Genomic DNA, 12,792 nt, shown 5'->3' on the forward strand with positions numbered 1-12,792 from the left:
TCTAAAAGGAATTTTTTAGGAAATTTCTACAAAATAAAAGGAAATTATCTCCAATTATACCTAAACGAGTTCTTTTACAAGCTTAATAGAAGGTGTTTTGAGGAAAAATTATTCGACAGGCTACTAATAGCAAGCATTACAGGGTTATGACTAAAAGCAGATGATTAAAAAAAATTAAAATTTTACGTATTTGCAGGTATCAATAAATATATATATATATATAGAACACATTTAAATTTTACAATTATTAATAAAAAAAACCAAAAAAAAATTCAATATAAAAAATGAAAAAAAGAATTTATATCGCAGGAAGTGGAGGGATGTTAGGGGAGGCATTTTATGCTCAATTTAAAGATGATTACGAAATTAAATGTACAGACAAAGATGTGAATGAAGATTGGTTGTCATTTTTAGATTTTCGTGATTTTGAAGCGTATAAAAAAGATGTTGAAGATTTTGCGCCAGATTATCTTTTTCACTTGGGTGCTTACACTGATTTGGAGTTCTGTGAAGAACATTCTGATGATACTTATATGACCAATACATTGTCTGTAGAAAATGCCGTTTATTTAGCTAATTACTTGGATATTCCTATGTTGTATATTAGCACTGCGGGGATTTTTGATGGGAAAAAGGATTTGTATGACGATTGGGATATACCAAATCCATTGGGTGTTTATGCCCGTTCGAAATATATGGGAGAACGATTTGTTGTAGAAAATGCCAAACGATTTTTAGTTTGTCGTGCTGGATGGATGATGGGTTCTGGTCCTAAAAAGGATAAAAAATTCATTCAGAAATTGATGAAGCAAATCAAAGATGGCAAAAAGGAGCTTTTTATAGTTAATGATAAAGATGGTACACCTACCTATACTCACGATTTTGCCAAAACAGTAAAAGAATTGATTCAAAAAGAATATTGGGGACTGTATAATTGTGTTTGCGGTGGACAAACAGGTCGTTTAGAAGTAGCTACAGAATTAGTTAATCTATTGGGTTTATCTGAAACTGTAAAAATTAACGAAGTAGAATCAGATTATTTTAAAGACGTTTATTATGCAGAACGTCCCGCTTCAGAAAGACTGCTAACTAAGAAATTAGAATTGCGTAAAGTAAATGCTATGCGTGATTGGAAAGTTTCATTAAAAGAATATATTGAAAATTATTATCAAGGATATTTAGAATAATAAAATGGCATACAAAAAAAAAATCCATATAGTTGGTACACATGGTGTTCCTGCAAAATATGGAGGGTTTGAAACTTTAGCAGATTTTCTTTGTCAATATTTGAAAGATGATTATGAACTGACAGTGTACTGTAATACACATAAATATCCAGATAAAGAGAAAGAATATTATGGTGCTAAACTAAAATATCTCAAATTAGAAGCCAATGGCTTTAAGGGAATTTTTTATGATTTAATTACTTATGTTCAAGCATTGTTTAATGCCGATGTCATTCTATACCTTAGTCCCGTAGGGTCAGGATTTATGACTCCTCTAAAATACCTGACGAGAAAAAAAGTTATTGTTAATCACGGTGGACTAAATGAATGGGAAAGAGAAAAATTGAGCACAGTTGAAAAACTTTGGGCCAAGTTTAATCATTGGGTAGCTGCAAAATTTGCAGATATTAATATTGCCGATAATCTATTGTATCAAAAAAGTTTAAAAGATATTTTTAAAGCTAATTCCATAGTTATTCGGTATGGTGGAGACCATGTAAATACAATTGACTCAAAGAGTATTGATTTTATAAAAAAATACCCATTTGTAAAAAACACTTATGCAGTAAGTGTTTCTAGAGCCCAATTAGATAATAATATCCACTTAGTTTTAGAAGCATTTGAGAGTTTTAATGATTACAAAGTTGTCCTAATTTCGAATTGGAATATTTCAAAATATGGTATCGATTTAAAAGAAAAATATAGTAACCATCCTAATATGATTCTTTTAGATGCTATTTATGACAAAGAGGAATTGGATTATTTAAGAGGGAATGCTTTAGTTTACATACATTCTCATTCAAGATGTGGAACATCTCCCTCCCTAGTAGAGGCTATGTGTTTGAGAAATGCAATTATTTCTTATGATGCCCCTACTAATAGAGAAACTACACAAAATAAAGCTATCTTTTTTTCTTCTGCTACTTCTTTAAATGATGAATTAAAAAAAGTTTCTTTACAAGATTTAGAATCAAATAAAGAAAAAATGTTTGAAATAGCTAGTAAAGAATATAATTGGGAGAGGATTTCAAGTGAATATAAGACTATAATTGATTCTCTATAATATTCTAAGTTTAGGATAAATAATATCGATATTTCTTTTGATTTATTTCTGCTGCTAGTAGCTTATAATTGTTAAAAAGTTTTTTTTTATAAGTAGAAACCTTATTCTCATTTTATTAAAATAATCTAATTTTGTGCTAATTTAAAAACAAACAATATGAGTCTCTACTTGTATTCTATTTGTACAAAAAAATATTAACAATAAACACTGAAGTCCTTATGTCAATTTTAAAAACACTCTCTACTTACCGTTTTTCGCGTTACTACAAGATTTGTTTTTTGGTTTGGGATGTGGTGTTGCTAAATACGTCTATAGCACTTTCTTTTTTGTTTCGCTATGAATACTTTCATATTGTGGATATTAAGGAGGTTAAGGCTGTTTCCTTATTGACTAATATATTCTGGATTACATTATTGTTATACAAAGATTCTTATAGGATTATTAGAACGGAACGAATAGAAGCCATTCTGTATCGGACTATTCGAATGCTATTGATTCACGTAGCTATTATTGCAGTATTCATCCTTGTATTAAAATATGATGAAGTTTCTCGTTTGAGGATGGTTTATTTTTACACAACTTTCTTTGTTCTGTTAGTGAGTTTCCGGATATTCTTTATGCAAATTTTGAAACATGTTCGGGCTCAGGGCTACAATTTTAGAAAAGTTGTCATTGTGGGTGCTAATGCCACAGGAGAGCGTATGAATCGAATTTTATCTAAAGACCTTACCTACGGCTATCGTGTGATGGGCTATTTTGATGATGAAATCGATTCAGATACCGTGCTAGAAATCCCTATTTTGGGTGGGTTTGGAGATATCGAAAACTATTTAAGCTCTGAAAAAATTGACGAAATGTATGTTGCGCTTCATATCGAAAAAATTGAGGAAATTAATCGTCTTACAGCTCTTTGTGAGCGCCATATGGTTCGTATTAAGTACATACCCGATTTTCAACAATATACAAAATCCAATAGGGTTCAAATCACTTTTTATGGAAATGGGAACGTTCCTGTTTTGATGTTGCGAAAGGAACCTCTGGAAATTCCGCTTTATCGCATTATAAAGGAGTTCTTTGATTTTTGTTTTTGCTTATTTGTCATTTTATTTATCTTTCCATGGTTGTTTCCTATTCTGATCGTGCTGATTAAGGTAAACTCGCCTGGGCCTATTTTTTTTGTACAAAAGCGTTCGGGTAGGGATAATCAGTCGTTTAATTGTTATAAATTTCGAACCATGTATGTAAATGATGCTGCGAATGAAGTGCAAGCCAGACAAAACGATGCTCGTATTACCAGAGTGGGGGCTTTTTTGCGTCGAACCAGTATGGATGAGTTGCCCCAATTCTTGAATGTATTGGTGGGCAATATGTCAGTAGTGGGCCCACGTCCGCATATGTTGTCGCATACCGAACAATATTCTGAATTAATTAATAACTTTTTGGTACGTCATTATGCTAAACCCGGCATTACCGGATGGGCACAGGTGAATGGCTTCCGTGGAGAAACCAAAGAGTTAGCTGATATGGAGAATCGTGTAGAGCACGATATTTGGTATATCGAAAACTGGAGTTTTCTTTTGGATATCAAAATTATATGGTTGACGGTTGTTAATGTTTTTCAAGGGGAAAAGAATGCGTTTTAGGTGGAGGTTAATCGGTTAATTGTTTAACTGGTTTATCGACTTCCCCCCTTTTTCTAACTAGCTAATTGACACCCTTTTTATAATTGTTTTGTGTGTGGCGGAGTCTAATTCTAGAAGTAGTCATGAGTGCTGGTAAAGGCGAAAAAATCAATAAAAACCGACAATACATGATGTGTATTGTTTATATTTGCAAAATTTAAAGTCGAAATTTTATGAAGTATTTTTTTTTATTAAAAAAAACAATCCCATTCCTTTTTATTGTACTTATGTTTTCTTGTAAACCTAGAGAGGAATTAGTTTATTATCAGAATATAGATGGGTTAGCAGCACCTGAAAAATCAAATACATATGAGATTAAAATTCAACCTGATGATTTGTTGCTCATTATTGTTTCTGCCGAAGATCCTGAATCCGCAATCCCTTTTAATTTGAACACTATTAGTGTGCCTTCTACTGGTGTTTCGAGCATATATTTACGAGGTCAGGAATCAATGCAATCCTATTTAGTAGATCTCTCTGGCGCTATTGATTTTCCTATTTTGGGAACATTGAAAGTGGGAGGATTATCCCGTTTAGAATTGCTACAACTATTGAAATCCCAGATTTCTAAATACATCAAAAATCCAATTATCAATATTCGTCTTATGAATTTTAAAGTTTCAGTTCAAGGCGAAGTGACTTTACCAGGAACTTATTCTATCAATTCGGATCGGGTAACACTGATTGAAGCTCTTAGTATGGCCAAGGATTTGACTATTTATGGGAAAAGAGATAACATTTTAATTATTAGAGAGGGAAATGGAGTTAAATCGTACAATCGAGTAGATATTACTAAGGCCGATTTTATTAATTCTCCTTTTTATTATTTAGCTCAGAATGATGTGGTTTATGTTGAGCCTAACAAAACTAAAATAAATGGAGCCGCCGTTGGTTCCAATACCGGGGTAATCATATCTATTACATCCTTGTTGATTACTGTTATCACCTTTATCGTTACTTCAACCAATTAAAAATTTATTATAAAAATCGCAAAGCTGTAAATTGCTTGTAAAATCTTAAAAGTTATACATATCAAGCGATAGCAAACAGGCGAATAAAATCCAAATACTTGTGTGCAAGCAGGTATGACCGATAAAAAAAATAGCTACCTATGAAAGATTATTTTATGTCCGACGAAAACCAAGAAGATAGTATTCATTTAAGGGATGTTTTAGAGAAGTATCTCACCCATTGGAAATGGTTTGTCTTAGGTGTTTTTCTTTGTTTTAGTATTGCTTTTCTTTATTTGCGGTACACAACTCCACAATATCAAGCTAGCACCACCATATTAGTCAAAGACGAAAAAAAAGGAGGAATGCTTTCAGAATTATCTGCTTTTGCCGACATGGGCTTGGGTAGTGGTCTGAAGAGTAATTTGGATAATGAAGTAGAAATATTAAGGTCGAGAAGTTTGATTGAAAGCACAGTTAAAAAGCAGGAATTGAATATTTCTATATTTGAAATGGGTAGGGTAAACACCAGAGAGCTGTATAAAGATGCCCCTATCGAGGTTCATTTTACGAATGTACAACCTAGTTTTTACACTGAAGGAATGAATTGGGAATATGTGAAATTATCATCGAATACATTTGAATTAGTAAGCACTTTTGAGGAAGAGATTCCGGTATTGTTAACCAAAAAAAAAGAATTCCGGTATGGGGAAATTATACCCACTCTAAATGGGGATTTAATTGTTACAAAAAATTTTGAATTTAAATATTTAAAAAAATTAGAAGACAAATCCATTTTTATTGTTGTTACTCCTTTTGATAAGATTGTGGCTAGTTATCAGAAGCGTTTGGTTGTCGACCCAATCAGCAAAACCAGTAGTGTTGTAGCCATCAGTTTGACCGATCCTATTTTCAAACGTGCAGAGGTTTTTCTGGATAATCTTATTCAGATTTATAATGATGATGCTGCTGCCGATAAGAATTTTATATCCGAAAATACCTCAAAGTTTATCTCTAGTCGATTGATTTTGATTACTCAGGAGTTGGATGGTGTAGAGAAAGATGTTGAAAGTTTTAAAACGTCGAATAGTCTTACCGATATTGAATCGGAAGCCAAGCTCTTTATCGAAGGTTCGAGTGAGTATAATAAGAAAAGCGTTGAGAATGAAATCCAATTGAATGTGGTATCTTCTTTGTTGGATTTTATGAAGAAAAGCACGAATGGGGATTTGTTGCCTTCTAATATTATATCAGGTCAGACCGATGCTTCTGCGTTGATTAATAGCTATAATCAATTAGTTTTAAATCGTAACCGAATATTGAAATCAGCTACTCTTTCTAATCCGTCAGTAGTGAAATTAGAAGAACAAATTACTTCATTGAAAGCGAATGTGGCTGAGAGTTTAACTCGAATGCAATCCAATTTGACTATTCAGAAAAGGAATTTAAAAGGTCAGGAAGGGCTTTTAGATTCTAAAATTGGAAAGATACCTGTTCAAGAGCGACAGTTTAGAGTGATTGCCAGGCAACAAAAGGTTAAGGAAGAATTGTATTTGTATTTACTTCAAAAAAGAGAGGAAACTGCTATTTCGCTTGCTGCAACAGCACCTAATGCGAGGGTGATTGATGTTGCTAAAGCTTCGAAAATACCCGTTTCACCTAAGAAAAATATCATTTATCTAGGGGCTATATTGATGGGACTCCTGATTCCTTTTGGTATTTTATACGTTTTGGATTTATTTGATACCAAAGTAAAAAACCGCTTTGATATTACCGATAAATTAAACATTCCATTTTTAGGAGACGTTCCCAAATCGATGTCACCTAACGAGATTGTTGATACAACTAGTCGAACGAGTACAGCCGAAGCCCTTCGGATTGTTAGGGCAAATTTAGAATATATGTTAACACAAGTTCCAGATGATAGAGCCAAGAGTATCTTTGTTACTTCTACCATTCCTGGTGAAGGGAAAACCTTTTTGTCGGTTAATTTAGCTAGCATTTTTGCTCATTCAGGAAAAAAAGTAATTTTGATTGGAATGGACATTAGAAAACCAAAATTGAATGAATATGTGGGTATTTCTGACCCTAAAGGATTAACAGATTATTTATCAGCTAAAAATGTACCCATCACGAATTATATTAGTCCGATGAAAGGGTATGATGCTTTTGATGTTCTTTTGGGAGGCATTATTCCTCCAAATCCAACCGAAATGTTAATGAGTAAAAAAGTAGATGAACTGTTTGCTCAATTCAAAAAGGAATATGATTATATAGTGGTAGATACCGCTCCCGTGAGTTTGGTTTCGGATACTTTAATTGTAGCAAAACATGCGGATACTTTTGTATATGTGGTACGAGCCAATTATTTAGATAAACGCACCCTTACTATTCCTGATATTTTACATAAAGAAAATAAACTGCCTAATATGGCCTTTATTCTTAATGATACTGAAGTTGCCAAAGGATACGGTTATGGTGGTTATGGCTATGGTTACGGGAATTATGGCTATGGGGTTACCCAAGAAAAAAAACCTTGGTATAAGAAGATTTTTAATAGATAATTAAGGAGGCGAAAGCCTCTTTTTTTAATTAACTGGTTGTCGGTTAACTGTTGTCGGTTGTGGTTTATTTGTTTTGATAGATTACCCTTTTTAAGCGATTACCCATTTTTTACACAAATTAGTATCTTTGCCCTTATGGAATTTTCATCAAAACTTTTAGAGAAAGCGGTTAATGAGATGTCTCAATTGCCCGGTATTGGCAAGCGAACTGCCTTGCGATTAGTGTTGCATTTATTGAAACAGCCTAAAGAACAAACAACCTTTTTATCACAAGCCCTGACCAATATGAGGGAGGAAGTTCAATTTTGTGAAAGTTGTCATAATATTTCGGATGCTGCTATTTGTGATATTTGTTCCAATGCTAAGCGAGACCGCCAAATTATTTGCGTGGTAGAAGACATTCGCGATGTGATGGCCATTGAAAACACAGGGCAATTTAGAGGGATTTATCACGTTTTAGGTGGTAAGATATCGCCTATAGACGGAGTAGGACCCAGCCAGTTGAATATCAATTCTCTGGTCGATAAGGTAAAATTAGGGGAAGTCAAGGAGATTATTTTTGCCCTAAGTTCAACTATGGAAGGCGATACAACCAATTTTTATATTTTTAGACAAATACAAGATTTTGATGTTGTAACCACTACGATTGCCCGAGGAATATCGGTTGGAGATGAATTGGAATATGCCGATGAGGTAACTTTGGGAAGAAGTATTTTGCAACGTGTGCCGTTTGAAAAGTCTTTTAAGAATAATTGATTTGGGAAACTGAGGAATGCTGATTTGCTTTGATAAAACACGGATACAAACAGATTTCGTAGCTGTTTTGAGGGGAATAAACACTTGAACGATTCTTTTAATCTGTTTCTTTAAGTGTCTATTATATAAAATATGTTTTTTATGAAAATAAGCTATTAACAATAAATTGGTTTAATGAATGGCTATATTTTTAAATTATTAAATGAAACCCTATATTTGTTACCTAAAATAGAATAATGAACAAATCTATACTCTGTATATTACTGGGAATTAGTATTTTTTATACTTCTTGCATCCCTATTAAAGACCTTGTCTATCTTCAGAATAAAAAGGGTACTTCAACTGATGTTCCTATTTCTGAGGTGATGTTAAAGCCTTACCGACTTCAGGTGAATGACGTTTTGAGTATTACTATCAAAGCAGATGATCCAAAATTAGTAACCATTTTTAACACTACAAATAGTGGAGAAACGGGTAACAGTAATTCCTCTTTGTACTTTTCGGGTTATACGGTAGATGATCATGGAGTAATTCGTATTCCAGTTTTGGGCGAAGTAACAGCCATTGGCTATACTGTGGAAGAATTAAGATTAAGTATTGAGAAACAACTTCTGGATGAGTATTTCAAAAAAGAAGCTAATATTTTTGTTATTGTACGTTTGGGTGGATTCAAATATACTATCAATGGTGAGGTAGGAAGCATGGGGACAAAGTTTCTTTTTCAGGATCACGTCAACATTATGGAAGCTATCGCCAATTCAGGTGATATCACTATAACTGGAGATCGAAAATCGGTGACCATAATTCGTCAATCTCCTTCTGGAACAGAAATGCACGACATCGATCTTACCGACATTAATGTGATGCAATCTCCCTATTATAATTTGCAACCCAACGATTACATATACGTAAAACCACTCAAACAAAAAACTTGGGGAACAGGAAAAACAGGGATTGAATCGCTTTCCACTATTATTACCCTTATTTCTTTAGTTACCACAGCTTTAGTTATATTGAAATTATAAATAAAATCAAAAAATGTTAGATATAAAGGATTTTTCAATTTTTGAAGCCGAAACGGGATTTGATTTTAAAGGATTTCTAATTAAAATTGGAAGTTATTGGAAATGGTTTTTGCTGAGTTTGGCTATTACTTTCACCATTGCATATCAAGTTAATATCCGAAAAGAAAAGATTTATAGTATGGAAACTGTAATCTCCGTAAAGGAAGAAACAAATCCACTATTTACGTCTAATACCAGTTTGGTTTTCAATTGGGGAGGAACATCCGATCAGGTTCAAACTATTGGCACAACCCTTCAATCTCGTTCTCATAATGAGTTGGTTGTCGATAAACTACAATATTATATAAGTTATTTTGCACAGGGCAAATACAATCTTGTAGATGCTTATGGAGCTGCGCCTTTTTATGTCACTATCGACAAATCCAGAGCTCAGCTTTCAGGGGCACTCATAAAAGTTAAATTTTTGAGTGAAAGTGAATATGAAATCCGAATTCCATTTACAGGAAATGCGGCTTCATTGATTACCTATTCCGATAATTCTTACAGTACCACTTCGGTAGAAATTGGCGATTTTGTTAAACGATACAAAGTGGGCGAGGTAGTTTCTTTACCGTTTTTGAATTGGAAACTGCAAATAAAAGACAATCCTGGATTATACAAAGGGAACGAATATTTTGTTCAATTTAATAATTTTGATGGTACGGTTTCTGGGTATCGAGGAATCAATGTGAAGACGGATGATAAAGGAGGTTCTGTCATAACGCTTGGTATGACGGGAACTAATAAAGCTCGAATGGTCGAATATTTGAATGCGACCGTAAAAATGCTCATCAAAAGACAACTAGACGGTAAAAATCAATTTGCTACTAATACCATCCGCTTCATCGACAGCACTCTTGTGGCGATGGAGTCACAATTGAAAGAAACCACCAACGAGCTCAAATCCTTTAGACAAGGCAAAAATATTTATGATATTGAGGGTGACGGTGCTAAATTTTCGGATAAAATGTTGGAATATGATGTCAAGAAAGATGAAATTGGTCGCAAGATAGCCTACTATAATTCTCTAAAATCGTATCTGAAAAGTAGTGTTGATTATTCCAAACTTCCAGCACCATCAGTGGCGGGAATAGATGACCCCAATGTTGTGGTGAATGTGTCGAAACTAATTTCGCTTTCGACCCAACGATCAGAGATGGCTTATGCTGTTAAAAGTGAGAAGATTTTCAAAGATTTCGACAATCAGATGGAAGCCATCAAGAAGGTATTGATGGAAAATATTACTACAGCAAAATCTGCCTTACAATACGACTTAGCGTTAGTAGAAAGTAAAATCAATGAAGCTGAAAGTACAATCAAGCAGTTGCCCGAAGAGCAGCAAGAGTTAATCAAAATTAAAAGAAAATACGATTTAAGCGATAATATTTATAATTCTTTTCTTCAAAAAAGAAGCGAAGCCGATATCGTAAAAGCAGCAAATTTGTCGGACATCCATTTTATCGATCCTGCAAAAGACATAGGTGGAGGACTTATTGGGCCTAAAACATCTGTCAATTATGTTTTGGCTTTTTTTCTAGGTTTGCTTTTTCCCTTGCTCTTAGTTTTTGGAATTTTCTTTATTAACAATTCCATTCAAAACACAGATGATATTAGTAGGTTGACCCAAATACCGTTGATAGGAGTTATAGGATTGAGCAAAGATTCTAATAATTTAGCTGTTTATTCCAAACCCAAATCAGCCTTGTCCGAATCATTTCGCGCCATTCGATCGTCACTACAATATTTATACAAAAAACAACATGTTTCAGGCGCAAAAACGTTGATGATAACGTCCTCTGTCAGCGGTGAAGGGAAAACATTTTGTTCTTTAAATATTGCTACAGTGTTTGCCTTAAGCGAAAAAAAGACCGTAATCATTGGTTTAGATTTGCGTAAACCCAAATTGTTTGAGGAATTTAATTTATCGAATGAGGTGGGAGTTGTCAATTATCTTATCAAGCAAAAAACAATTGATGAAATTATTAATCCTACTAACATTCCTTTTCTTGATGTTATTTTATCGGGTCCCATACCTCCAAATCCTGCTGAGATGATTATGAGCGATGGAATGAGAGAAATGATAGAAGAGTTGAAGACAAAATACGATTATATAATATTAGATACGCCCCCTGTCGGTTTGGTTTCTGATGCACTGGAATTAGCTCAATATTGTGATGTTACTTTGTACATCGTGAGACAGAATTTTACCAAAAAAGATATGATTACTTTGCTCAACAACAGGGTAAAAAGAGGCGAGCTACACAATACCAGTATTATTTTGAATGGCTTCCAAAACAAAGCCAAGTACGGAGCCGGATATGGTTACGGATATGGTTACGGATATGGTACTACAACCTACTCAAGCGGATACAATGAGGATGATAAACCTAGAAATATTCTTGAAAAAGCGCTCAGCAAATTAAGAAAATCATAATTTAAAAAAGAGGCTTGCCCTTATATACAATCGAATGAAAGAAGCAGAAAAAACTATATTAATAACAGGAGGAGCTGGATTTATCGGTTCTAATTTGTGTGATTATTTTTTATCCAAAGGGCATCAGGTGATTTGTTTGGATAATTTTGCTACCGGGCATCGACACAATCTAAAAGATTTTATCAATAATAAAAACTTTCGTTTGATAGAGGGGGATATTCGGAATTTGGTAGATTGTCAGAATGCTGTGAAAGGCGTGGATTATGTTTTGCATCAGGCGGCTTTGGGTTCTGTGCCTCGTTCTATTAATGATCCCATTACTACCAATGATGTCAATGTTTCGGGTTTTTTGAATATGCTCGTGGCTTCGCGTGATGCCAATATAAAACGATTTGTTTATGCGGCCAGTTCTTCGACTTATGGGGATTCAGAAGGATTGCCGAAAGTGGAAGAGGTTATAGGGAAGCCGCTTTCGCCCTATGCCATCACTAAATATGTCAACGAATTGTATGCGGAAATATTCAGTAGAACCTATGGGTTGGAAACCATTGGTTTGCGGTATTTTAATGTTTTTGGAAGAAAGCAAGATCCTAAAGGGGCTTATGCCGCTGTTATTCCAAAATTTGTGATGCAGTTGATGCAACTCGAAAGTCCGAAAATAAACGGAGACGGTAATTATTCGCGGGATTTCACTTATATTGATAATGTGATTCAAATGAATGAATTGGCGATGACCACCCAAAACCCAGCAGCCGTAAATACTGTTTATAATACCGCGTATGGCGACCGAAATACCCTGAATAATTTGGTTGACTATTTAAAAGACTATCTATCCGAATTCAATCCGAAAATTGCTGATGTTGCCATAGCCTACGGTCCGAATCGAGTAGGAGATATTCCGCATTCGTTGGCGAGTATCGATAAAGCTAAAGTATTGTTGGGATATGAGCCGAAATATTCTTTGCAGGAAGGATTGAAGGAGGCTGTGAATTGGTATTGGGAGAATTTAACACCCTAATGGGGAGGTTAAAAGAAGAGGTTAAAATTAGGTTT

The 12,792-nt window shown here is 34.2% G+C and carries 9 protein-coding genes and 1 pseudogene; all 10 read left to right on the forward strand.

The features are described from left to right. Nucleotides 1–150, forward strand: a pseudogene (locus FNW17_RS09295) (IS1595 family transposase); the annotation flags it as partial. 134 nt (nt 151–284) lie between these two features. Next, on the forward strand, nt 285–1,187 hold the full coding sequence (locus FNW17_RS09300; protein ID WP_144071493.1) for an SDR family oxidoreductase: 903 nt from the start codon (nt 285–287) through the stop codon (nt 1,185–1,187). A gap of 4 nt (nt 1,188–1,191) precedes the next feature. After that, nucleotides 1,192–2,289 carry a DUF1972 domain-containing protein gene (locus tag FNW17_RS09305; protein ID WP_144071494.1) on the forward strand — a complete coding sequence of 366 codons (1,098 nt, stop codon included), beginning with the start codon at nt 1,192–1,194 and terminating at the stop codon, nt 2,287–2,289. A 218-nt stretch (nt 2,290–2,507) separates the two neighbouring features. Further along, a complete protein-coding gene (locus tag FNW17_RS09310; RefSeq protein WP_143389606.1) occupies nt 2,508–3,932 on the forward strand; it encodes an undecaprenyl-phosphate glucose phosphotransferase in 1,425 nt (474 codons plus the stop codon). A 212-nt stretch (nt 3,933–4,144) separates the two neighbouring features. Next, a complete protein-coding gene (locus tag FNW17_RS09315; RefSeq protein WP_144071495.1) occupies nt 4,145–4,942 on the forward strand; it encodes a polysaccharide biosynthesis/export family protein in 798 nt (265 codons plus the stop codon). 140 nt (nt 4,943–5,082) lie between these two features. After that, on the forward strand, nt 5,083–7,485 hold the full coding sequence (locus tag FNW17_RS09320; protein WP_144071496.1) for a GumC family protein: 2,403 nt from the start codon (nt 5,083–5,085) through the stop codon (nt 7,483–7,485). Between the two features lie 135 nt (nt 7,486–7,620). Further along, nucleotides 7,621–8,241 carry a recombination mediator RecR gene (recR, locus tag FNW17_RS09325; RefSeq protein ID WP_143389609.1) on the forward strand — a complete coding sequence of 207 codons (621 nt, stop codon included), beginning with the start codon at nt 7,621–7,623 and terminating at the stop codon, nt 8,239–8,241. A 236-nt stretch (nt 8,242–8,477) separates the two neighbouring features. After that, nucleotides 8,478–9,266: a polysaccharide biosynthesis/export family protein gene (locus FNW17_RS09330; protein WP_143389610.1), complete on the forward strand. Its 789-nt coding sequence runs from the start codon at nt 8,478–8,480 to the stop codon at nt 9,264–9,266. A gap of 13 nt (nt 9,267–9,279) precedes the next feature. Further along, a complete protein-coding gene (locus FNW17_RS09335; RefSeq protein ID WP_143389611.1) occupies nt 9,280–11,739 on the forward strand; it encodes a polysaccharide biosynthesis tyrosine autokinase in 2,460 nt (819 codons plus the stop codon). Between the two features lie 34 nt (nt 11,740–11,773). After that, nucleotides 11,774–12,757, forward strand: a complete 984-nt coding sequence (locus tag FNW17_RS09340; RefSeq protein ID WP_144071497.1) for an SDR family oxidoreductase — start codon at nt 11,774–11,776, stop codon at nt 12,755–12,757. Nucleotides 12,758–12,792 lie beyond the last annotated feature (35 nt).

Source organism: Flavobacterium franklandianum, from assembly GCF_007097365.1.
Taxonomy (GTDB): domain Bacteria; phylum Bacteroidota; class Bacteroidia; order Flavobacteriales; family Flavobacteriaceae; genus Flavobacterium; species Flavobacterium franklandianum.

Excerpts from the sequence above, each read along its gene's own strand:
- FNW17_RS09335 (WP_143389611.1), top strand. The coding sequence starts at position 9,280 with ATGTTAGATATAAAGGATTTTTCAATTTTTGAAGCCGAAACGGGATTT.
- recR (WP_143389609.1), top strand. The coding sequence starts at position 7,621 with ATGGAATTTTCATCAAAACTTTTAGAGAAAGCGGTTAATGAGATGTCT.
- FNW17_RS09305 (WP_144071494.1), top strand. The coding sequence starts at position 1,192 with ATGGCATACAAAAAAAAAATCCATATAGTTGGTACACATGGTGTTCCT.
- FNW17_RS09340 (WP_144071497.1), top strand. The coding sequence starts at position 11,774 with ATGAAAGAAGCAGAAAAAACTATATTAATAACAGGAGGAGCTGGATTT.
- FNW17_RS09330 (WP_143389610.1), top strand. The coding sequence starts at position 8,478 with ATGAACAAATCTATACTCTGTATATTACTGGGAATTAGTATTTTTTAT.
- FNW17_RS09300 (WP_144071493.1), top strand. The coding sequence starts at position 285 with ATGAAAAAAAGAATTTATATCGCAGGAAGTGGAGGGATGTTAGGGGAG.
- FNW17_RS09310 (WP_143389606.1), top strand. The coding sequence starts at position 2,508 with ATGTCAATTTTAAAAACACTCTCTACTTACCGTTTTTCGCGTTACTAC.
- FNW17_RS09315 (WP_144071495.1), top strand. The coding sequence starts at position 4,145 with ATGAAGTATTTTTTTTTATTAAAAAAAACAATCCCATTCCTTTTTATT.
- FNW17_RS09320 (WP_144071496.1), top strand. The coding sequence starts at position 5,083 with ATGAAAGATTATTTTATGTCCGACGAAAACCAAGAAGATAGTATTCAT.